The following is a 22,860-nucleotide window of genomic DNA, read 5'->3' on the forward strand; positions in this document are numbered from 1 at the left end:
GAGGCCAGCATGACCTTCGCAGGCATCGACTTCGGCACCTCCAACTCCACCCTCGGCCTTGCCGACGCGGGCGGCGCACGCCTGCTGCCGCTGGAAGGCGATGAGGTCACCCTCCCCTCCGCCGTCTTTTTCCACAGCGATGATCCGCAGGTCGAATTTGGCCGCGCCGCGCTGGCGGCCTATCTGGAAGGCGAAGATGGCCGCCTCCTGCGCGGCCTGAAATCCACCCTCGGCTCTGGCCTCATCAACGACCGCACCGCCATCGGCGCGCGGGCCATCTCGTTCCGCGAGGTTCTCGCCCGCTTCATCGGGCATCTCCGCCACAGGCTTGACGCCGCCACCCCCGGCATCGACCGCGCCGTCTTCGGCCGCCCCGTCCATTTCGTCGATGATGACCCCGCAGGCGACGCTGCCGCACAATCGGCACTCAAGGAAATCGGCCATGCCTGCGGCTTTCGCCATATCGAATTCCAATATGAACCCGTCGCAGCCGCGCTGCATTATGAACAAGGCCTGACGACCGAGGAACTCGTCCTCGTCTTCGATATCGGCGGCGGCACCTCCGACCTTTCCATCCTCCGCCTGTCGCCCAGCCGCGCCCGCGCAGCGGACCGATCTGCCGATATCCTCGCCACCGGTGGCATCCGTGTCGGCGGCACCGATTTCGACCGCCTCCTGTCGCTGGCCGAGGCGATGCCGCATCTCGGCTATCTCTCCACTTCGAAACAGGGCGCAGGCATCCTTCCCCGCCATTACTGGCAGGACATGGCCACATGGCACCGCATCAACGCGCTTTATGCCCCGCGCGTCATGGCCGATCTCAAAGGTCTGCGGCACGAGGCAGACCGGCCCGACCTCATCGACCGCATGATCCACGCCGTCACCCACCGCCAAGGCCACGCCATCGCGATCGAGGTGGAGCGGGCCAAGATCGCCCTCTCCGACACCGACGCCACGCGCCTGATGCTCGCCCCCCTGACCACAGGCCCCAACCCGATGATCCGGCGCGAAACCTTTGACGCCGCCCTTTCGGACCCCGTCACCCGCCTTCGCACGCTGATCAACAGCACCCTCACAACGGCAGGCCTTCCCTCCGACCGCATCGCCACTGTCTTCCTGACGGGCGGCTCGGCCCAGCTTCCCCTCCTCCGCGCGATGGTGGCCGACGCCCTGCCCCAAGCCCGCCTCGCCACCGGAGATATGCTGGGATCGGTCGGCACCGGCCTTGCGCTGGACGCCCGCCGCCGCTTCGCCTGATCCCGCTTGCGCCCAATCCCACCTGCGCTAGGCTGCGTGGAAAGGAGACCCCCATGCCCGTCAAGAACCGCTTTGCCGAACTCCTCCCCGAAATCACCGCATGGCGGCGCGATTTCCACGAACACCCAGAGCTTCTTTTTGACGTCCACCGCACCGCCGCCCGCGTGGCTGACCTGCTGCGCGCGTTCGGCTGCGATGAGGTGGTGACAGGCATCGGCCGCACTGGCGTTGTCGGCGTCATCAAGGGCAAGACCGATACATCCGGCCGCGTTGTCGGCCTGCGCGCCGATATGGACGCGCTGCCGATCATCGAACAGACCGGCGTCCCCTATGCCTCCAAAACCCCCGGCAAGATGCATGCCTGCGGCCATGACGGCCACACCGCCATGCTGCTCGGTGCCGCCAAATACCTCTGCGAAACCCGCAACTTCGACGGCACCACCGTCGTCATCTTCCAACCCGCCGAAGAAGGCGGCGGCGGCGGGCGCGAGATGGTCGCCGACGGCATGATGGATCGCTGGGGCATCCAAGAGGTTTACGGCATGCACAACATGCCCGGCATCCCCGTGGGCCATTTCGCCATCCGCAAGGGCGCGCTGATGGCCGCCGCCGACCAGTTCGAAATCACGGTGACGGGCAAAGGCGGCCATGCCGCGAAACCCCATGACTGCGTGGATACCACCGTCGTGGCCGCCCATATCATCGTCGCCCTACAAACGATCGCCAGCCGCAACGTGGACCCGCTGAAACAGGTCGTCGTGTCGGTCTGCACCGTGGAAACCGACAGCACCGCCCACAACGTCATCCCGCAGGTCGTCAAGATGAAGGGCACCGTCCGCACCATGGACCACGCCGTTCAGGATTTCGTTGAACGCCGCATCTCGGAAATCGTCTCCGGCACCGCCATGGCGCTCGGCGCAACCGCCGCAGTCGCCTATTCCCGCGGCTACCCCGTCACGATCAACGCCGAGGCCAACACCGATTACGCGGTCGAGGTCGCGCGCCAAGTCTCTGGCCAAGTCGATCCCGACACCGCCCCCCTCATGGGGGCCGAGGATTTCAGCTTCATGCTGAACGAACGCCCCGGGGCCTATATCTTCGTGGGCAATGGCGACACGGCGATGGTCCACCATCCCGCCTATAATTTCGACGACAACGTGATCCCCTTCGGAGCAAGCTGGTATGCCGGGATGGTAGAGGCGCGGATGCCCGCCGCATGATCGCCACCACCCTCACAGCCGCCATCGCCGCGCTGCATGTCTATATTCTGGTGTTGGAGATGTTCCGCTGGGAACATCCCCGCACCCGCCGCGCCTTTGGCACGACCGAGGATTTCGCAAGGGCCAGCAAGACGCTCGCCGCGAACCAGGGCCTCTACAACGGCTTCCTCGCCGCAGGCCTCTTCTGGGCCGTCCTCGAAGGCACCACCACCGATGGCCGCCCCCTCGCCCTTTTCTTCCTGTCCTGCGTTCTGATCGCGGGCCTTTACGGTGCGGCGACCGCCAGCCGCCGCATCCTTTTCATCCAGGCGCTCCCCGCCGCGTTCGGCCTTCTCGCGGTCACGCTCAGCGTCTAATCATAAGACAGCTTGGTGGCCTTCCCGCGAAAGATCACATAGGCCAGCACCGTATAGCCAAGGATCATCGGCAGCACGACCAGCGTGCCGACAAGGATGATCGACAGGCTCTCCGTCGCCGCCGCCGCCTCCCAGATCGTCAACTGTTCCGGCACGATATAGGGGTAGAAGCTGTAGGCCATCCCAAAGAAGCCCAGCACCATCAGAACCACAGCCCCCACGAAAGGGAACCACGCGAAACTGTCATTCGCCGTCGGCAACCGCCGCAGCGCCAGCCACAGAAGCGCCACCAGCAGCCCCGACATAAGCGGCAGCGGGGCCAGCGTTACGATCTCGGGGAAACGGAACCACTTGTCGAAAATCCGCTCGCTCACCAAAGGCGTGGCGACGCTTACCGCCCCCATGCCCAGCACCATCCCCCAGATGCCGCCCTTGGCCCAGTCCACGGCCTTCCGCTGCAAGACCCCATCCGTCTTCAGGATCACCCAGCCCGCCCCGATAAAGCTATAGGCCACAGCCAAAGCCCCCGCTGTGCCCAGCGCGAAGGCCACCTTGGGCCATGTCCATTCCAGCCCCATCACATACATGCCCAGCATGAAACCCTGCGCCAAGGCCGTCATCAACGACCCCGCCCAGAAGGCCACATCCCAAGGCCGCTTGTGCCCAAGTGGCGCTTTGGCCCGGAATTCGAACGCCACCCCCCGCAGGATCAACCCGATCAGCATGACCGCCACAGGCAGATAAAGCGCCGTCAGGATATCCCCATGCGCGACCGGGAAGGCCACCAGCAGAATGCCGATGGCCAGCACCAGCCATGTCTCATTGGCATCCCAAAACGGCCCGATGGATGCGATCATGCGATCCCGCTCCGCCTCTTCGGCAAAGGGAAACAACAGGCCCACCCCAAGGTCGAACCCGTCCAGCACAACATAAAGCAGGATCGACACCCCCATCAGGGCGGCAAAGATCAAGGGCAGCGCAACAGGATCAAACATCGCCATCACTCCGCCGGTTGCATGCCGGGCGAAGCAACGGGCGCATCATAGCGCCCGCCCTTCCGCGCCAGATGGAAGATCACGCCAACATAGGCCGCCAGCAGCGCCAGATAGACCGCCACATAGGCAAGCAACGTCGACAGAACCATACCGGACGCGATATCGCCCACCGCCTGCTCTACCGTCAGCACGCCTTGCACCAGCCACGGTTGCCGCCCGATCTCGGTCGTGTACCAACCCGCCAAGGTGGCGCCCCATCCGGCAAAGGTCATCCCCGTCAGACCCCAGAGGTAAGGCTTCGGCATTCCCTCCACCCCGCGCCGCCACAGCATCCACGCCCCGGCCCAGCTTGCCACCAGCATGAGCATCCCGATCCCGACCATGATGCGGAAGGACCAGAAGACAGGCGCCACCGGCGGATGCAGCACCGTGCCATCCTCCGCCACGAAATCATTCAACCCCGGCACCACGCCCGCAGGGTCATGCTTCAGGATGACAGACGCCATCGACGGGATGCCGATCTCCATCGCATTTTCCCGCGCCGCCTCATCCGGCAGGGCGAACAGCAGCAGCGGCACATGGGATTGCGTCTCCCAATTCCCCTCCATCGCCGCCACCTTGGCCGGCTGATGCTCCAGCGTGTTCAGACCATGCATGTCACCCGCAAGGATCTGGATCGGGATCAGCACCGCGCCAAGGATCACACCAAACCGCAGCCCCGTCGCCACTTCGGGCGCACGATCCCCCCGCAACCACCGATAGGCCGACAGCCCCGCAATCAGAAAGGCCACCGTCAACCCGCTCGCAAGCAGCATATGCGACAGACGGTAAGGCATCGACGGATTGAAGATGATCGCCCCCCAATCCACCGCATAGACAATGCCATCCCGCAGCTCATGCCCCACGGGCGTGTGCATCCAGCTGTTCAGGACCAGAATCCAGAAGGCGCTCATCGTCGTGCCAAAGGCCACAAGAAAGGTCGCCAGCGTATGCAACCACCCCGGCACCCGGCTTGCCCCGAACAGCATGATCCCAAGAAAGACCGCCTCAAGGAAAAAGGCTGTCAGCACCTCATAGGCAAGCAGCGGCCCCGCCACATTCCCCACCGTCTCCATAAAGCCCGGCCAATTCGTGCCGAACTGGAAAGACATGGTGATCCCCGACACCACGCCCAGCGCGAAAGACAGCGCAAAGACCTTCACCCAGAACAGGTAAAGGTCCATCCACTTCCGCTCCCCCGTCCGGTTGAAGCGCAGCTTGAAAAACAGAAGGACCCATCCCAGCGCGATGGTGATCGTGGGAAACAGGATGTGGAAGGAAATATTCGCCGCAAACTGGATGCGGGACAGCAAAAGCGTATCCATGACTCACCTTTCAGGTTCACCCGCAAGATAGGGCACCACCCCCGCGATACGAGGGGTCTGCGACCGGCTGCCCCATGCGACAGGCTGTCATTTCGGCGTCAGGTTAACGAAAGGCTGCCACAGCGTGCGTGGCCACAGAATGCGGCACAAAACTCGGCACAAAACAGGGCACAACCGTTTTCACAAAAGTCGGTGAATTAACCAACATCCCCAAGGGCTTGGCCCGAACCGCGCCTCAGCCGCCCGTATGGCTCATATGCCGCGACACCTGCCCGCTCACGGTCTGGCGCGAATAGTCGAAATCATGGCCCTTGGGCTTTCTGGCAATCGCCGCCCGGATCGCCTCTTCCACCAGCCCGTCCTCGGCACTCGCCCGCAAGGGCGCGCGCAGATCGGCCATATCCTCCTGCCCAAGGCACATATAAAGCTCACCCGTGCAGGTCAGCCGCACCCGGTTGCAGCTTTCGCAGAAGTTATGGGTCAGGGGCGTGATGAACCCCACCTTCTGCCCCGTCTCCTCCAGCCGGACATAGCGCGCAGGTCCCCCCGTCCGCTCCGCAAGATCGGTCACGGTGAACCGCTCACCATAGCGCGCGCGCACATCCTTGAGGCTCCAATATTGCCCCAGCCGATCCTCACCGCCCAGATCGCCCATCGGCATCACCTCGATCCAGGTCAGGTCATGCCCCTCGGCCGCGCACCATTCGGTCAGCGAGAATTGCTCCTCCTCATTGAACCCTTTCAGCGCCACGGCATTGATCTTCACCCGCAACCCCGCCGCCTTGGCGGCGGCGATCCCGTCTAGAACCTGCCCCAGCCGACCCCAGCGCGTGATCGCGGAAAACTTCGCCATATCAAGGGTATCCAGCGACACATTGATCCGCCGCACACCGCATTCGGCCAATTCGCCCGCATATTTCGCAAGCTGCGACCCGTTGGTGGTCAGCGTCAATTCCCGCAAGGCGCCACTTTCCAGATGGCGCGACATGGCCCGGAAAAAGGTCATGATGCCCTTGCGCACCAAAGGCTCCCCCCCGGTGATGCGCAGCTTCTCCACCCCCAGCCGGACAAAGGCCGAACAAAGCCGGTCCAGCTCCTCCAAAGTCAGAAGTTCCGCCTTGGGCAGGAATGTCATGTTTTCCGCCATGCAATAGGTGCAGCGGAAATCGCAGCGATCCGTCACCGATACCCGCAAATAGGAAATCGGCCGGGCAAAAGGATCAATCAGGGGGGCAGCGCGCGCAGTCATACCCAAAACCTTAAGGTCTGCGCCGCACAGTCGCAAGCCAGCTCATGCCGGCCCGCCCCCGACCTTCGTCCCGCCTGATCAAAGTCCCACCTGATCACACGCCCCGAAATCCAGCGCGGACCGCCGCCACCCGTTAAGGTTAACACGCCCGCCCAACCCATTCGCCTTGGTCCAAAAACTCAAGACTCGCCGCCCAACCAAGGCGCAACGCCCAAAAGATCAAGGCAAAACCCGCCCCACCGCGCCGCTCTTCATCAATCTTTAAGGTTAACGCCCGCCCCCTCACCTTGGCCCAAATACTCAAAAAAACCACCGCGCCCCCAACCGCAACGCCAGGAACATCAAAGCGACGGCCCCGGCACCAGCCGCGACCCATCCGAAAACCGTGAAAGCCGGAACCGTGCAAGGTCATGCCCCACCGCATCCCCCGCCACCAGATCGGCCACCACGCGCCCCATTCCGGGCCCGATCCCGAATCCATGCCCGCTCATCCCCGTGGCCACCACCAGCCCCGGCACTGCCGCGACCCGGTCCACCACCGGCACCACATCCGGCATCGTATCGATCATCCCCGCCCATGCCGCCCGCAGTTTCGGCCGCCCCAGCCCCGGAAAAGCCGACGCCATCGCCGCCTGCACCCGCCCGATCCGCTCCATGTTCGGCGCAGGGTTTAACACCCGCACCCCCTCAAAGGGCGACACCTCATCGCCCCCCCAGCGCCGCTTCGTCCCCCAAGCATCGGGATAGCCCGCAGGCGCCATCGCCTTGAACGCTGTGGAACGGAAATCCTTTTTCAAAACAGGAAGATAGACGCCAATGTTGCGAAACGCATCCGGCCCCACAAAGAAGTCATGCCCCGATCCCGGCGCGATGGAATAGCCGCCATCCTGCCGCCGCCGAAAGGCGAAATCGTCGTCGCAGGCATTGCCCGCGAACACCTCCGCCATCGGCTCCGTCGCCGCCACGCTGGCCAAGACGGCCAGTTGCGGAATGGCCACCCCCTCGGCCCGAAGAAACAGCGATGACCACGCGCCCCCCGCCACCACGACCTGATCGCAACCGATCCGCCCCTTCTCGGTGAATACCCCCGTCACCCGCCCGCCCTGCCGGTCCAGACGCCGCACCGCGCAGTTCTCCAGAACCACCGCCCCCCGCGCGATCGCCCCTTCCACCAGCGTAGGCACCGCCGCCCAAGGCTCCCCCCGCGCATCCGACGGTGTCAGCAATCCCCCGGTCCAGCCCTTCACGCTGCCCTTCAACCGCTCGGCCACCGCGCCCGAAGTCACCATATGGCTGTCCACGCCAAAGGCCCGCGCCTCCGAAAGCCAGGCCTCGAACCCCGCCATCTCGCGCTCGGTCTTGGCAAGATAGAGAACACCTTCCTGCCGGAACCCCAGCCTTTCGCCAAACTCCTGCGCCAAGGATTTCCAGATGCGCATGCTCTCCATCATGATGGGCAATTCGCCCATGTCGCGCCCCTGCTGGCGGATCCAGCCCCAGTTGCGGCTGGATTGTTCCCCGGCGATTCTGCCCTTTTCGCAAAGGGTTACGCGCAAACCCTTCTCGGCCAGAAACCACGCCGTCATCACCCCGATGACCCCGCCGCCCAGCACCACCACATCACAGGCTTTGGGGGCCTCTCCCCCGAACCGCACCGGAGACGCCTCGGAAATCGGAAAGCGCATCATGCCGACAACTCCTCCAAAAGCCGCTCCATGAAGCGCTGCCCCGCCTCAAACTCGCTCACCGCCAGCCATTCATCGGCCTGATGCGCCTGCGCGATGTCGCCCGGCCCGCAGATCGCGGCAGAATAGCCCGCCTCCTGAAACTGCCCTGCTTCCGTGCCATAGGACACGACGCCCACCGCATTCCCCCCTGTCAGACGGCGGATCAGGGCCTCGGCCACCCCCTCTGGTTCGGGCAGCAGCGCGGGCACCCCGAAAAACCGTTCCAGATGGATGCCCGCCTCCGGCCTCACGGCCTTCATGCCCGCCTCAACCCGCGCTACTTCGGTAAGAAATTCAGACACATGCGTCTCGATCTCTTCACCCGGAACCACCCGCATCTCCAGCGCGAAACGGCAATCGGCGGCGGTGATGTTATGCGCCGTCCCGCCCGAAATCATGCCCACATGCAACGTGGTGAAAGGCGGATCGAACCCCGCCGCCACGGACGAAACCGCCTGCGCCTGTATCCACATATTCCGCGCATTCGCCCATTGGATCAGCCGCGCCCCTTCCATGATGGCCGAAACGCCATGAGGCAGCAGCGAGGAATGCACCTCAAACCCTTTCACATGGACATGGAACCCCGTCCCGCCCTTGTGCCCGTTGATGACCTGCATCCGCGACGGCTCGCCAATCACCGCAACCGCGCCCTTGGGAAATACCCCCTGCATCGCCGCGATCATCGGCGGCGCGCCGGTGCAGCCCACCTCTTCGTCATAGCTTAGCGCGATCTGCAAAGGTCGCTTCACCCCGCGCCGCTGCGCCTCGACCAAGGCCCAGATCGCCAGCGCATCGAACCCCTTCATGTCACAGGTGCCGCGCCCATAAAGCCGCCCCTCCCGCTCCACCACCACCCAAGGGTCGGATGTCCAGACCTGCCCATCCACCGGCACCACATCTGTGTGGCCCGAAAGGACCACGGCCCCCTCCTCCCATGGCCCCACATGGGCGAAAAGCGCGGCCTTTGTGCGATCCTCGTTCCAATGCCTGTGGGCGGTGATGCCATGCTCCGCCAGATAGGCTTCTACCCAATCGACCAAGGGCAGATTGCTGTCGCGGCTGACCGTGCGAAAGGCCACCAGCCTTTCAAGGATTTCACGAGTAGAGAGCAAGACAGGATCAGGCGTCGTTTTGGGCAAGGGCGCGGGCATTCTGGGCTTTCCTGAAAGGCGTCCACAGGTTGGCTGCTTGCCCGCGCAGGGTCAAGGGTCACACCTGCCCGGCGACATGACGTGGGGTCACCCCGCACAAGCGGCTTGCGGCAATGCGAAAAATCTCTAACACTCGCCGAAACACGCCGGGCCAAGGCGCAACGCCCCCCCGGAAAAAGAACAATAATCATGTGACCTTGGGGGGTCTTTTCATGCCCGACGGGGCTTCGCCCGTCCTCGATGTGCGGGGACTAAAGACCGTTTTCAAGACCCGCGGCGGCGAGATTCATGCCGTGAATTCCGTCAGCTTTCACCTGCGCCCCGGCGAGCTTTTGGGGGTCGTAGGCGAAAGCGGTTCGGGCAAGTCCGTCACAATGATGTCGCTGATCGGTCTCCTCCCCTCTCCCCCCGCCGAGGTGCGCGGCGGCGAAGTCCTGCTGGGAGGGCGTGACCTCCTGAAACTCGCCCCCCGCGACCTCCAAGAGGTGCGCGGGGCCAAGGTGGGTTTCGTCTTTCAAGACCCGATGACCAGCCTCAACCCCGTCTTCACCGTGGGCAACCAGATCATGGAACCCCTGATGAAGCATATGGGGATGACCAAGGCCCAAGCCGCCGACCGTGCGGCAGAACTGCTGTCCCTCGTCGGCATTCCCGATGCGAAAAAGCGCCTGAAATCCTACCCGCATCAGTTTTCCGGTGGCATGCGTCAACGCGTGATGATCGCCATTGCCCTGGCCTGCGATCCCGACGTTTTGATCGCTGACGAACCCACCACCGCGCTTGATGTGACGATCCAGGCCCAGATCATCGAACTGGTCAAGGAACTGCGCCAGAAACTTGGCATGGCCATCGTCTGGATCACCCATGATCTGGGCGTCATCGCCGGGATCGCCGATCGCGTGATGGTTATGTATGGCGGTCAGGTTGTCGAACAGGCCCCTGTGAAAGAACTCTTCGCCAATCCCCGCCACCCCTATACGCGCGCCCTTCTGAAAACCGTGCCCGCCCTGACCGGCACCCGTGCCGCGCGGCTTGAGGTGATTCAAGGCCAACCGCCAATCCTGATCGGCGAACCCACGGCCTGCCCCTTCCGCGCGCGCTGCGCCCATGCGCATCCCCGCTGCGAAACGGAAAACCCCCAGCGCCGCGCCATTGATGGCCTGCCCGTCGGTCAAGGCCATGACGTCGCCTGCCACTGGAACCCAGAGGTGGCCCATGCCTGAGCCCCTTGTAAAAGTGCGCGACCTGAAGATGCATTTTCCCATCTATGCAGGTGTGCTGCGCCGCAAGGTGGGCGACGTGAAGGCCGTCGATGGCATCAGCTTCGACATCTTTCAGGGCGAAACCCTTGGACTCGTGGGCGAATCCGGCTGCGGCAAATCCACCGTGGGCCGCGCCCTTCTGCGGCTTTATGAACCGACCTCCGGGTCGGTGGTGATCGGCGGCGAGGATATCGCCTCCCTGCCCCCCGATGCGCTGCGCAAAAAACGCCCCACGATGCAGATGGTCTTTCAGGACCCGCAAGCCAGCCTCAACCCCCGCATGACGGTGGCGGCCATCATCGGGGAACCCTTGGATGAACACACCGACTGGACCGAGGCGAAAAAGACCGAACGCATCTATGAATTGATGGATCAGGTCGGGCTCAACCGTCGCTTTGCCAACCGCTACCCGCATGAATTTTCCGGCGGTCAGCGTCAGCGTATCGGCATCGCCCGTGCCCTTGCGCTGAACCCCAGATTCATCGTCTGCGATGAACCCATCGCCGCCCTTGACGTGTCCATTCAGGCGCAGGTGGTGAACCTTCTGGAAGACCTGCAAGACAAGCTGGGCCTAACCTACCTCTTCATCAGCCATGACCTGTCCATGGTCCGCCACATCGCGGATCGGGTGGCGGTCATGTATCTGGGCCAGATCGCGGAACTTTCGCCCCGCGACGCGCTTTATGCCGAACCGCTTCACCCCTATGCGCAGGCCCTGCTTTCCGCCGTGCCCGAGGCCGATCCCACAGTCGAAGCCACCCGCCAGCGCATAATTTTGAAGGGCGATGTGCCCTCACCTGCCAATCCGCCCAAGGGCTGCAATTTCTGCACGCGCTGCCCGAAGGTGATCCCCCTCTGCCGCGAGACGAAGCCCCCCCTGACCGAGGTTCAGCCGGGCCGCTTCGTCGCCTGCCATCTGGTCGCGGCAAATACCGATACAGCCGGGGGGCACGCATCCCCCGGTCCCGAGGTGCGCGAGCACAACCAACAAGGAGAACTGACATGAAATTCAGAACCGCCCTTCTGGGCGCTGCGGCAGCCTTCGTGCTGGCCCCGGCGGCCCATGCCGAACGGGGCGCAGACGGCGAGGTCAAGGTATTCTATTACCAGGCCGTCTCGACGCTGAACGCCTACCTGTCCTCGGGCACCAAGGACGTCGAAGCGGGCTCCCTCGTCCTTGAACCGCTGGCCGGTTTCGATCAGGACGGCCAGCTTTTCCCGCGCCTCGCGCAGGATATCCCCACGGTCGAAAATGGCGGCGTCTCGGCTGACCTCACCTCGATCACCTGGAAACTGAAGGAAGGTCTCCTTTGGTCCGACGGCACCCCGGTCACCTCGGCCGACGTGAAATTCACCTATGAATACTGCACCGCCCCCGATGGCGGTTGCGCGCAGGGCGCGAAATATGAAGGCATTGCCTCGATCGACACGCCCGACGACCTGACCATCGTCGTGAACTTTGCGGCACCCAAGCCCTATCCCTATCAGCCCTTCACGGGTGGCACCGCGCCGATCCTGCAAAAGGCGCAGTTCGAATCCTGCATGGGCGCTGCGGCGGCAAGCTGCGTCGAACAAAACTCCAAACCCGTTGGCACCGGGCCCTTCATCGTCACCGACTTCAAGGTGAATGACGTGGTCACGCTCGAAGCCAACCCGAACTACCGTGACGCCTCCAAGCCCGCCTTCGGCAAGGTCACGATCAAGGGCGGCGGCGACGCACTTTCGGCGGCCTCTGCCGTGATGGAAACCGGCGAATTCGACTACGCTTGGAACACCCAGATCAACCCCGACCAGCAGGCCCAGATGGAAGCCGGCGGCAAGGGCAGCTTTGTCAACGCCTTCGGCACGCTCGTCGAACGGATCGAGATCAACATGACCGATCCCTCGCCCGCCCTGCCGGAAGGCGAACGCTCCACCACCAAGCATCCGCATCCGATCTTCTCGGATCCGAACGTGCGCAAGGCGATGTCGATCGCTATCGACCGTCAGACGCTGGTGGATATCGGCTATGGTGGCGCGGGTCGCCCGACCTGCAACCTCGTCCCCGCTCCGGCCTATCAGGCCTCGGACAACACCGCATGCCTGACGCAAGACCTTGAAGGGGCCAAGGCCCTTCTGGAACAGGCCGGCTGGACCGATACCGATGGCGACGGCATCCGCGACAAGGACGGCAAGAAACTGTCGATCCTTTACCAGACCTCGGTCAACGCGGTGCGTCAGGACTTCCAAGCCCTCATCAAGGGCTGGTGGAACGAGATCGGCGTGGAAGTGGAACTGAAGTCGATCGACGCTTCGGTCTTCTTCGGTGGTGACGCGGCCTCGCCCGACACCTTCCAGAAGTTCTATGCCGATGTCGAAATGTATGCCAACAACTTCGACGGCACCGATGCCGAGCCCTACATGGCGCAATACCTGTGCGACAAGATCCCGGGCCCGGAAAATCAGTGGCAGGGCGAAAACATCAACCGCTTCTGCGACCCGGCCTATGACGCGCTGGTTAAGGAACTCTCCACCACTTCGGGCATCGAAGCACGCGGCGAACTCGTCAAGAAACTGAACGACATGCTGACCAAGGACAGCAACATCGTCATCCCGCTGGTTGACCGCGGCCGTTTCTCGGCCAAGTCGAACACGCTCGATGGTTTCGTGATGAACTCGTGGGACACCGAACTGTGGAACGTCCAAGATTGGACCCGCGTGAAGTGATCTGACACTATTCGGGGCGCGCGGCGGCATGGCCAGCTGCGCGCCCCTTCCTTTCCTTTCCCCGTATCCTTGGGACGTCCATGCTGACATTCACGCTCCGGCGACTGCTGACCGCGATCCCGACGCTGCTTCTGATCAGCCTCGTGATCTTTCTTCTGGTCGACCTCGCCCCCGGCAGCCCTCTGTCGGACGTTCCCCTCACCGTGCCCCCTGAGGTGCGCCAGAAAATGCTCGCCGCCATGGGCGCGGATCAGCCCGTCATGGTGCGCTATCTCCTCTGGCTGAAACAGTTTTTCTGGATCGAACCGCTTTACGGGATCGACGCCCTGTTCGGCACCGACTTCGCGCAAGGTGCCCAGCGCATCATCAGCTGGCAGTCCAAGGTTCCGGTGATGTCGATCATCGGCGAACGCCTGCCCCAGACGCTGACAGTCGTCGGCACCGCCTATCTGATCGGTGTGCTGATCGCCCTGCCCATCGGCATCTATTCCGCCTATCGCCAATATTCATGGTTCGATCAGGCCGGCACCTTCTTTGCCATGGCAGGCTTTTCCGTACCGACCTTCTTTACGGGCAACCTTCTGATCCTGATCTTCGCCGTCAATTTGGGCTGGTTCCCGACGATCTATGACACCAATCTGGAAGTCACGGATTGGGAAAGCCTCAAGCGTATGCTGTCCCAGATGGCCCTGCCCGTGATGGTGCTGGCCCTTTTCAACGCGGCCGAAATCAGCCGCTACACCCGTTCCTCCGTCCTTGAAAACCTCGGTCAGGATTACGTCCGCACCGCACGGGCCAAGGGGATGGGCGAAGGCAAGGTCGTGCTGAAACACGTCCTGCGCAACTCACTGATCCCCGTCGTGACGGTGATCGCCCTCGGCCTGCCCACCGTTTTTGGCGGTGCCATCGTGACCGAGCAGATCTTCAAGATCAACGGCATTGGGGCGCTCCTGATCGGGGCCATCAACGTCTCGGACCTGCCCACGGTGCAGACCGTGACCTTCATCTTCGCGGTGCTCATCGTGATGTTCAACCTGATCGCCGATATCCTTTACGGCATCCTTGACCCGCGGATCCGCTATGACTGACACGACCCTCAAGATCGAAAAGGTCCGCGGTCCTTGGGCCGATGTCTGGGCGCAATTCCGCAAGCACAAGGGGGCGATGACTGCCCTCGTGATGCTGGGAACGCTGGCCACGCTCTGCCTGCTTGGCCCCCTTGTGTGGCGGATCGATCCGAACTTCATCGAAAGCGACACGGTGAAGATGTTCAAGATGCGCAATCAGGGGCCTTCCTTTGCCCATCCCCTCGGGACCGATCAATTGGGCCGCGACATGCTGGCCCGCATGATGTTCGGCGGGCGCATCTCGCTTGCCGTGGGCATGGTCGCCATGCTTGTCGCCATCTTCATCGGCACGACCGTGGGCGTGCTGGCGGGCTATTTCCGCCGCATCGACGGGCTTTTGATGCGCCTGACCGACCTCTTCCTCGCCCTGCCGCTGCTGCCCCTTCTCCTTGTGATGATTTTCCTCTTCCGTGACCCGATCGCAGGCGTGCTCGGTCCGCGGCTTGGCACTTTCCTTCTGATCGTCATGGCGATTGGCCTGACCAGCTGGATGCAGGCGGCTCGTGTCGTGCGGGGTGAGGTTCTGGCGCTCAAGGAACGAGAATTCGTGCTGGCCGCCCGGTCCATCGGCACGCCCTCTCGCCGGATCATCACGCGGCATATCCTGCCCAACGTGCTGTCGCCCGTTCTCGTCGCAGCCACGCTTGGAATCGCGGCGGCGATCATCACGGAATCCGTGCTGTCCTTCCTCGGCCTCGGCTTCCCGCCCGATTTCCCGACTTGGGGACGACTGCTCTATGACGGGATCGCCGAAATTCGCACCTACCCGGAACGGGTGGTCTGGCCCGGCCTTGCGATCTCGCTGACCGTTCTGTCGGTGAATTACATTGGCGACGGGCTGCGCGATGCGCTGGACCCCCGTATCCGGGGGCGCTGATCGGTAAGATGGGCGAAACCGCCCATCCTACCTAGTCAAAGTGGTTCCGGATCCGCCGCACCATCAACCACACCCCCAGCAGGACAACGGGCGTCAGGATCGCCATCAAGGCGCCATGCGACAGATGCACCCGATGCGCGAGGGGTTCCAGCGCATAGGCCGCAAGGTTCACGGCATAATAGCTGATCGCCACCGTCGACAGACCTTCCACCGTGCGTTGCAGCCGCAATTGCAGATCGGCCCGCTTATCCATGCTTTCCAAAAGCTTCTGGTTCTGCGCGCTGCGTTCCACATCCACCCGCGTCCGCAACAATTCCGCCGCCCGCTGCGCCCGTTCCGCCATGCTCTTCAGCCGCGCCTCGGCAGATTTCACCGTCCGCATCGCGGGATCATAGCGGCGCATCATGAACTCGCCAAAAGTCTGCCGGCCCTGAATGCGCTGCTCGCGCATCACCTCGATCCGCTGGTTGACGATGGCCTCATAGGCCGCCGTCGCTCCAAAGCGGAACGAGAACTGCACAGCCAGACTTTCCAATTCCGCCGAGATTGCCAGCAATTCATGCAGCGCCGCCTCGGGTGATCGCTCCGATGTATCCAACGCCGAAACAAGCGCCATCAGCTTGGGATCCAGCGCATTCAGCCGCCCCGTCAATTGCCGCGACCGCATCAACCCCAGCATCGACATCGACCGATAGGTTTCCACCTCGCAGAGCCGTTGCACGATCCGCCCCACGCGGCGGCTGCCCGTGCCGGGGCGCACAAAGACGGCAAAGCGCATATGCCCCGCCGGATCGATCCGGAAATCCCCTGCCACGATGGCCGCGCCATCCACCACGCGGCTGACGGCAAGGCTTTCGGGAACGAACCATTCCTCCAGCTTGGCCATCACCGCGTCATCATCGGCGGGCATCTCTTCCACCCGGATCAGGACAGAGCAAATCCGCTTACCCGGTGCGGCGGCCAGCCAGGATTCGGGGAAAACCTCCGCCTCCGCCGGGTCAAAGGCCCGCTTTGAAAGGCCCGGCCCGAAGGCCGAATAGGTCACGAATTCAGTATGGCTTTCCCATTTCAGGTCATGCCGCCCGATTGGCCCCGAAAAATGCGTGGCCTCAGGCTGCGGATGGGCCGAGGCATGACGGTCCAGCAGCCCAAGAAGATGCTCCCGATCCTTGCTGCGATCCCGGTTCGCCGCATCGACGGGTTCCTTGAAGGCCACATAGACCGCATGGCTCGGCACGTCGAGCGACGGGAAAGGCCGCGCGTGCAGCTCGTTCACAAGGGCATAGCGAAGCGGATGGTCGGGGATCGTGGGCATGGTGGTCCTGCATGTCTTTCCCGCGAGGTAGGCCGCAGCACGGCCCGCTTCCAGCAAATTGCAGGAATACAAGGGTATGCAAGGCTTATGTTGCAGAAAAGCCCGCGCCTTATGCGCCTCAAGGCCCTTGCGGATCAGATTTGGCGGCAAAGAAAAAGGCCCCGGTCCTGGGACCGGGGCCTTCCGTGAAGGGCAGACCTGCCTATCCTACACCACGCCTGACCATAGGATGGGCGATCCCGCCCACCTCTCCGGTCAGTCGATCATCGGCAGCAGCGCATCGATGGACTTCTTCGCGTCACCATAGAACATCCGCGTGTTCTCTTTGTAGAACAGCGGGTTCTCGATCCCCGAATAGCCCGTCCCTTGGCCCCGCTTGGACACGAAGACCTGCTTGGCCTTCCAGCATTCCAGCACCGGCATCCCGGCGATGGGGCTGTTGGGGTCTTCCTGTGCTGCCGGGTTCACGATGTCATTCGACCCGATCACGATGGCGACGTCCGTCTCGGGGAAGTCCTCGTTGATCTCGTCCATCTCCAGCACGATGTCATAGGGCACCTTCGCCTCTGCCAGAAGCACGTTCATATGCCCCGGCAGACGGCCCGCCACGGGGTGAATGGCAAAACGCACATTCTTGCCCTTCGCCCGCAGCTTACGCGTCAGTTCCGACACCGACTGCTGCGCCTGCGCCACCGCCATGCCGTAACCCGGAATGATGATGACGCTATCCGCATCATTCAGCGCCGCCGCCACGCCATCGGCGTCGATGGCGATCTGCTCACCGGTGACCTCCATCGCCGGCCCAGTGGTGCCACCGAAACCGCCAAGGATCACGCTGATGAAAGACCGGTTCATCGCCTTACACATGATGTAGGACAGGATCGCACCCGAAGAACCGACCAACGCGCCAACAACGATCAGCAGGTCGTTGGACAGCGAGAAGCCGATCGCCGCCGCCGCCCAGCCGGAATAGCTGTTCAGCATCGACACAACGACCGGCATATCCGCCCCGCCGATCCCCATGATCAGGTGATAGCCAATGAACAGCGCGGCCAGCGTCATCACCAAAAGCGCCAGCGTCGACCCCGACTGCAAGTAAACGAACAGCAACACCAGCGAGATGATCGCCGCGCCCGCATTCAGCACATGCCCACCGGGCAGCTTCTTGGCCTTCCCGTCCACCTTGCCTGCCAGCTTGCCAAAGGCAATCACCGACCCGGTAAAGGTCACCGCCCCGATGAAGACACCAAGGAAGGTCTCCACCCGCAGAATGGCCACCTCGACCGCCGTCTTCTCGGCGATCTTTGCGGCAAAGCCCGTCAGCGCCTCGCGCGCCGCATCGTCCATCCCGGCAATCGCGGTCAGTTCGATATGGGTGTTGAACCCGATGAACACCGCCGCCAAACCGACGAGAGAGTGCATCGCCGCCACAAGCTGCGGCATCTCGGTCATCTGCACCCGCTGCGCCACATACCAGCCGATCACGCCGCCCACGGCCACCATGACCAGAGAAATCAGCCAGTTGCCCGCACCGGGGCCATAAAGCGTCGCCGCCACCGCCAGCGCCATGCCGACAATGCCATACCACACCGCGCGCTTGGCGCTTTCCTGCCCCGACAAGCCGCCAAGCGACTGGATGAAAAGCACCGCAGCAACGACATAAGCCGCGGTCGTAAATCCGTATTCCATTCCGCGCGCTCCTTACGACTTCTGGAACATGGCGAGCATGCGCCGGGTGACCATGAAGCCACCGAATATGTTGATCCCCGCCATGAAGACCGACAGCGCCGCAAGGATGACGACCAGCCAGTTGCCCGACCCGATCTGCATCAACGCGCCAAGGATGATGATCGACGAGATCGCGTTGGTCACCGCCATCAGCGGCGTGTGCAAGGAATGCGACACGTTCCAGATCACCTGAACGCCCACATAGACCGACAGCACGAAGACGATGAAGTGCGACATGAACGAGGCAGGCGCATAAAGCCCCGCAAGCAGGATCAGACCGCCGCCGATCACCAGCATCGCCACCTGATCGCGGGTCTGCTTTTTGAAGGCCGCCATTTCCTGCGCCCGTTTCTCTTCGGGGGTCAGTTCCTTGGCCTTTTCCTTGGGCTTGGCTGCCGCGATGGCCGCGATCTTGGGCGGCGGTGGCGGATAGGTCACCGCACCCTCATGCGCCACGGTCGCGCCGCGGATCACGTCATCCTCCATGTTGTGGTGGATGACGCCGTCCTTCTTGGGCGTCAGGTCCGTCAGCATGTGACGAATGTTCGTCGCATAAAGCGTCGAAGCCTGCGCCGCCATCCGGCTGGGGAAATCGGTGTAACCGACGATGGTGACACCATTATCGGTCACGATCTTCTGGTCAGGCACCGTCAGATCGCAGTTGCCACCCCGTTCCGCCGCAAGGTCGACGATAACCGACCCCGGCTTCATCATCTTGACCATATCCTCGGTCCACAGCTTCGGCGCAGGCCTGCCGGGGATCAGGGCGGTGGTGATGACGATGTCCATATCGGGCGCAAGTTCGCGGAACTTGGCCAGCTGCTTTTCACGGAATTCCGGGGAAGACGGGGCCGCATAGCCACCCGTCGCCGCCCCATCCTGCGTCTGCTCGAACTCAAGGAAGACGAAATTCGCCCCCATCGATTCGATCTGCTCGGCCACTTCGGGCCGCACGTCAAAGGCGTTGACGATGGCCCCCAAGGACACACTGGTCCCGATGGCGGCAAGCCCGGCAACACCCGCCCCCACGATCAGAACCTTGGCCGGCGGCACCTTGCCCGCTGCCGTCACCTGCCCGGTGAAGAAGCGGCCAAAATTGTTCCCCGCCTCGATCACCGCGCGGTAACCCGCGATATTGGCCATCGACGACAGCGCATCCATCTTCTGGGCACGGGAAATCCGCGGCACCATGTCCATGGCAACCACCGTCGCCCCGGCATCGGCCACCTGCTTCAAGAGCGCCTCATTCTGCGCGGGCCAGAAGAAAGAGATGAGCGTCTGCCCCTTCTTCAGCATTGCCGCTTCCGAAGCCTCCGGCCCGCGCACTTTGACGACCACATCGGCAGCCTCAAAAACGGCCTTCGCATCGGCCAGAACCTCGGCCCCTGCCGCGCGATAGGCATCGTCCGAAAAGCCCGCCCTTGCGCCTGCGCCTGCCTCAATCACGCTTGAATGGCCCAGCTTGGCCAAGGCCTGAACCGAATCGGGCGTCATCGCCACGCGGTTCTCGCCTTCGAAAATCTCTCTCGGTGCCCCGATCTTCACGCTATTTCCCCCGGTTTACGCTGCGGGTGCAGCACTTCGCTCTCTCAGACCGCGCACTTATCACTGCGCAAGAATATTTCAAATCCCTATCGAACATCTTTTCGACCCTTTCTCGAAACGGCGTGACTAAAGCCAGCGCCGCACACGCGCCGCCCAATCATCAAAGGCCGCGCCAAAGCTCGCGCGTAGACGTGCCTCTTCCCCTTCGATGAACCGGACCCGGATCACCCGCATAAAAACCGGCACAAGCGGCAGGGCAAGCGGCACGTCCAGCCATAGGATCGCGGCCAGCAAAAAGGCCACATCGCCCAGATAGATCGGATTGCGCGTCAGCCGGAATATCCCACCCGTCACAAGGGCAGATGCTGCGCGATGGGGGATCACTGTCGTCCGCGCTCGCCCCATCTCCCAGATCGCCGTGGCAAAAAGTCCGCCCCCCACAAAGGCAAGACCCGCCCCCACAGCATCGCCCAGCGCCCCGAACAGCGGCAAAGGCAGCGCATGGCCCAGCGTCCAGACGGCCCCAATAAAAGCCAGCAACCAGACAGGCGGCAGATCGACGAATTTCGGCACCCGCGTTTCCCCTTTCCGCTTTGGCCCTAGTCGTTCGGGGCGTTCTTTCTTTCGCGTGCAGGCGCGATTGGCAAGATGCCATGCGCGGCGAGGCAGGCCCACGCCCTGTTGTGCCTGCCCGCCGAAGCAGGCATGGAAGGGACTGACGAACGGAGACCGCCATGACAACCGACTTCACCGCCACCCGTGCCGCCTTCGATCTGCCCGAAGGGGTCATCTATCTGGACGGCAATTCCCTTGGCCCCCTGCCCAAGGCTGCCGCTGCACGCGTGGCGCGCACAGTGACCGAAGAATGGGGCCAGATGCTCATCACCGGCTGGAACAAAGCGGGCTGGATGGATCAACCCGCCCGCATCGGGGATCGCATCGCCCGCCTGATCGGGGGTGAACCCGGCACGGTGGTGATGGGCGACACGCTGTCGATCAAGGTCTATCAGGCCCTCGCCTCTGCCCTCGAACTCAACCCGACGCGGCGGGTGATCCTGTCTGATACGGGCAACTTCCCCTCCGATCTCTACATGGCTGACGGCCTCGTCCGCACGCTTGGGAATGGCTATTCCCTGCGCACCGTCGCCCCGGAAGAGGTGATGGATGCCATCGACGACACCGTCGCCGTCACCATGATCACTGAAGTCGATTATCGCACGGGCCGACGCCATGACATGGCCGCCATCACCGCCAAGGCCCATGCCATGGGCGCGCTCACGATCTGGGATCTTGCGCATTCCGCAGGTGCCCTGCCCGTCGATCTGGCGGGGGTCGGGGCCGATTTCGCGGTGGGATGCACCTATAAATACCTCAATTCCGGCCCCGGCGGCCCGGCTTTTATCTATGTCGCCCCGCGCCATGCCGACACCGTCCGCCCCGCGCTGTCGGGCTGGCTTGGCCACGAATCCCCCTTCGCCTTCGACCTTGCCTATCGCCCCGGTCGCGGGATCGAACGGATGCGCGTGGGCACGCCCCCCGTCCTGCAACTCGCCGCACTCGAAGCGGCGATGGACATCTGGGATCAGGTCGATATGGCCGACCTCCGCACCCGCTCCCTCGCCCTCACTGACCGCTTCATCGCCGGGGTTGAAGGCACCTGCCCCGACCTCACCCTCGCCACGCCGCGCGATCACGCCCAGCGTGGCTCGCAGGTCAGTTTCCGCCACCCCGAAGGCTATGCCATCATGCAAGCCCTCATCGCCGAAGGCGTGATCGGCGATTTCCGCGCGCCTGATATCCTGCGCTTTGGCTTCACCCCGCTCTATATCGGGTTTGACGAAGTGGATCGCGCCGTCGATATCCTGTCTCGCATCATGGCCACCCGCGCTTGGGACCGGCCCGAATTCAAGACACGCGCCAAGGTCACCTGATGCCTCTTCCCGCCGCCCGCCAGCGTTCCTCGCGCCATCCGCTCTGCCGCCCGGCAGGGTGGATCGCGCTGTGGCGGCGCATCGGCAACCTCTCGGTCCAGAATGGAAAGGCCCGTCTCGCTCCCTGATCCACAATATTCCAAGGAGAAAGACGATGACCCAAACCCCCTTCGACCCCGCCCGAGATGGCGCGCAAATGTCTTTTGACGGGCGCATGTCCTACGGCGATTACCTCCAGATCGACCGCATCCTCGACGCACAACACTGCATGACCGATGCGCATGACGAACTCCTGTTCATCATCCAGCACCAAACGTCCGAGCTGTGGATGCGCCTTGCACTCCACGAACTCGACGCCGCCCGCCGCTGCCTTGATGCCGACCGCGCCCCCGAGGCCTTCAAGATGCTTGCCCGCGTGGCCCGCATTTTCGAACAGCTCAACTCCGCATGGGACGTGCTGCGCACCATGACGCCGTCGGATTATTCCCGCTTTCGCGATGATCTCGGCCAGTCCTCGGGCTTCCAAAGCTGGCAATACCGCCTCATCGAATTCGCTGTGGGCAACCGCAACCCCGCCATGCTGCGCCCCCATGCCCACCGACCCGATATCCTCGCGCGGCTCGTGGCGGAATTGGCCCGCCCCTCGCTTTATGACGCGGCCTTGGCCCATGTCGCCCGGCTCGGCCTGCCCGTGCCCTCGGCCATCCTGACACGTGACTGGGCGCAATCATGGTCTACCAATGACGATGTCCGCGCGATGTGGGAAACCGTCTACCGCGACCCCGCCCGCCATTGGCAAGCCTATGAACTGGCCGAGAAACTGGTGGATTTCGAAGATTACTTCCGCCGCTGGCGTTTCAATCACGTCACCACTGTCGAACGGGTTATCGGGTTCAAGCGCGGCACGGGCGGCACGTCAGGTGTGTCCTATCTGCGACGGATGCTCGAAGTCCAACTATTCCCCGAGCTTTGGCAGGTCCGGACGACCCTTTGACGCTTTGACGCTTGGGCCTGCGGCGGTTAGAATGTTGCCTTCCGCAGGCCCTGCTC

At 63.2% G+C, this 22,860-nt stretch carries 20 protein-coding genes; 11 read left to right on the forward strand and 9 right to left on the reverse strand.

Features of this window, described 5'->3' with window-relative positions; genetic code table 11:
• The first annotated feature begins 9 nt into the window (after positions 1-9).
• The 3 genes from QF092_RS06385 to QF092_RS06395 are packed head-to-tail and all read left to right on the forward strand — an operon-like array spanning position 10 to position 2,833.
• A complete protein-coding gene (locus tag QF092_RS06385; RefSeq protein ID WP_281468685.1) occupies positions 10-1,257 on the forward strand; it encodes an Hsp70 family protein in 1,248 nt (415 codons plus the stop codon).
• A 53-nt stretch (positions 1,258-1,310) separates the two neighbouring features.
• A complete protein-coding gene (locus QF092_RS06390) occupies positions 1,311-2,477 on the forward strand; it encodes a M20 aminoacylase family protein (protein WP_281468687.1) in 1,167 nt (388 codons plus the stop codon).
• Positions 2,474-2,833 carry a DUF1304 domain-containing protein gene (locus QF092_RS06395; RefSeq protein ID WP_281468689.1) on the forward strand — a complete coding sequence of 120 codons (360 nt, stop codon included), beginning with the start codon at positions 2,474-2,476 and terminating at the stop codon, positions 2,831-2,833. The genes QF092_RS06390 and QF092_RS06395 overlap by 4 nt, the downstream gene beginning before the upstream one ends.
• Here QF092_RS06395 and QF092_RS06400 read toward each other — a convergent pair.
• From QF092_RS06400 to argE, 5 genes are all read right to left on the reverse strand, one after another.
• Positions 2,830-3,828, reverse strand: coding sequence for a cytochrome d ubiquinol oxidase subunit II (locus QF092_RS06400; RefSeq protein WP_420026504.1), 999 nt, complete (start codon positions 3,826-3,828; stop codon positions 2,830-2,832). The two genes, QF092_RS06395 and QF092_RS06400, sit on opposite strands and share 4 nt — an antisense overlap.
• Before the next feature lie 5 nt (positions 3,829-3,833).
• On the reverse strand, positions 3,834-5,192 hold the full coding sequence (locus QF092_RS06405; RefSeq protein WP_281468693.1) for a cytochrome ubiquinol oxidase subunit I: 1,359 nt from the start codon (positions 5,190-5,192) through the stop codon (positions 3,834-3,836).
• 235 nt (positions 5,193-5,427) lie between these two features.
• Complete coding sequence (moaA, locus tag QF092_RS06410) at positions 5,428-6,441, reverse strand: GTP 3',8-cyclase MoaA (RefSeq protein ID WP_281468694.1); 1,014 nt, start codon at positions 6,439-6,441, stop codon at positions 5,428-5,430.
• A gap of 341 nt (positions 6,442-6,782) precedes the next feature.
• On the reverse strand, positions 6,783-8,126 hold the full coding sequence (locus QF092_RS06415; RefSeq protein WP_281469804.1) for an NAD(P)/FAD-dependent oxidoreductase: 1,344 nt from the start codon (positions 8,124-8,126) through the stop codon (positions 6,783-6,785).
• On the reverse strand, positions 8,126-9,319 hold the full coding sequence (argE, locus tag QF092_RS06420) for an acetylornithine deacetylase (protein ID WP_281468696.1): 1,194 nt from the start codon (positions 9,317-9,319) through the stop codon (positions 8,126-8,128). Before argE ends, QF092_RS06415 begins: the two co-directional genes overlap by 1 nt.
• 212 nt (positions 9,320-9,531) lie before the next feature.
• Between argE and QF092_RS06425 the strand changes: the two genes are divergently transcribed.
• From QF092_RS06425 to QF092_RS06445, 5 genes are all read left to right on the forward strand, one after another.
• Positions 9,532-10,542, forward strand: coding sequence for an ABC transporter ATP-binding protein (locus QF092_RS06425; protein WP_281468698.1), 1,011 nt, complete (start codon positions 9,532-9,534; stop codon positions 10,540-10,542).
• Positions 10,535-11,587 carry an ABC transporter ATP-binding protein gene (locus QF092_RS06430; protein ID WP_281468700.1) on the forward strand — a complete coding sequence of 351 codons (1,053 nt, stop codon included), beginning with the start codon at positions 10,535-10,537 and terminating at the stop codon, positions 11,585-11,587. Before QF092_RS06425 ends, QF092_RS06430 begins: the two co-directional genes overlap by 8 nt.
• Positions 11,584-13,287 carry a peptide ABC transporter substrate-binding protein gene (locus tag QF092_RS06435; protein WP_281468702.1) on the forward strand — a complete coding sequence of 568 codons (1,704 nt, stop codon included), beginning with the start codon at positions 11,584-11,586 and terminating at the stop codon, positions 13,285-13,287. Before QF092_RS06430 ends, QF092_RS06435 begins: the two co-directional genes overlap by 4 nt.
• An 80-nt stretch (positions 13,288-13,367) precedes the next feature.
• The gene (locus QF092_RS06440) at positions 13,368-14,375 is read left to right on the forward strand and encodes an ABC transporter permease (RefSeq protein ID WP_281468704.1); all 1,008 of its coding nucleotides are present in this window, start codon (positions 13,368-13,370) and stop codon (positions 14,373-14,375) included.
• Positions 14,368-15,291, forward strand: a complete 924-nt coding sequence (locus QF092_RS06445) for an ABC transporter permease (protein ID WP_281468706.1) — start codon at positions 14,368-14,370, stop codon at positions 15,289-15,291. The genes QF092_RS06440 and QF092_RS06445 overlap by 8 nt, the downstream gene beginning before the upstream one ends.
• 31 nt (positions 15,292-15,322) lie before the next feature.
• Here the strand turns inward: QF092_RS06445 and QF092_RS06450 are convergent, their stop codons facing one another.
• From QF092_RS06450 to QF092_RS06465, 4 genes are all read right to left on the reverse strand, one after another.
• Positions 15,323-16,606, reverse strand: coding sequence for a DUF3422 family protein (locus QF092_RS06450; protein ID WP_281468708.1), 1,284 nt, complete (start codon positions 16,604-16,606; stop codon positions 15,323-15,325).
• A gap of 255 nt (positions 16,607-16,861) precedes the next feature.
• Entirely contained in the window at positions 16,862-18,295 is a 1,434-nt protein-coding gene (locus QF092_RS06455; protein WP_281468710.1) for an NAD(P)(+) transhydrogenase (Re/Si-specific) subunit beta, read from the reverse strand.
• A 12-nt stretch (positions 18,296-18,307) separates the two neighbouring features.
• The gene (locus tag QF092_RS06460) at positions 18,308-19,879 is read right to left on the reverse strand and encodes a Re/Si-specific NAD(P)(+) transhydrogenase subunit alpha (protein WP_281468712.1); all 1,572 of its coding nucleotides are present in this window, start codon (positions 19,877-19,879) and stop codon (positions 18,308-18,310) included.
• 126 nt (positions 19,880-20,005) lie between these two features.
• Complete coding sequence (locus tag QF092_RS06465; protein WP_281468714.1) at positions 20,006-20,452, reverse strand: methyltransferase family protein; 447 nt, start codon at positions 20,450-20,452, stop codon at positions 20,006-20,008.
• Positions 20,453-20,613: 161 nt separating this feature from the next.
• Between QF092_RS06465 and kynU the strand changes: the two genes are divergently transcribed.
• From kynU to kynA, 3 genes are read left to right on the forward strand one after another with little or no spacing between them, the layout of a single operon-like run.
• Positions 20,614-21,810, forward strand: a complete 1,197-nt coding sequence (kynU, locus tag QF092_RS06470) for a kynureninase (protein WP_281468716.1) — start codon at positions 20,614-20,616, stop codon at positions 21,808-21,810.
• Entirely contained in the window at positions 21,810-21,938 is a 129-nt protein-coding gene (locus QF092_RS06475; RefSeq protein ID WP_281468718.1) for a hypothetical protein, read from the forward strand. Before kynU ends, QF092_RS06475 begins: the two co-directional genes overlap by 1 nt.
• Positions 21,939-21,964: 26 nt before the next feature.
• The gene (gene kynA / locus QF092_RS06480) at positions 21,965-22,804 is read left to right on the forward strand and encodes a tryptophan 2,3-dioxygenase (protein WP_281468719.1); all 840 of its coding nucleotides are present in this window, start codon (positions 21,965-21,967) and stop codon (positions 22,802-22,804) included.
• Positions 22,805-22,860 lie beyond the last annotated feature (56 nt).

The organism is Fuscovulum ytuae (assembly GCF_029953595.1).
Taxonomy (GTDB): Bacteria; Pseudomonadota; Alphaproteobacteria; order Rhodobacterales; family Rhodobacteraceae; genus Paragemmobacter; species Paragemmobacter ytuae.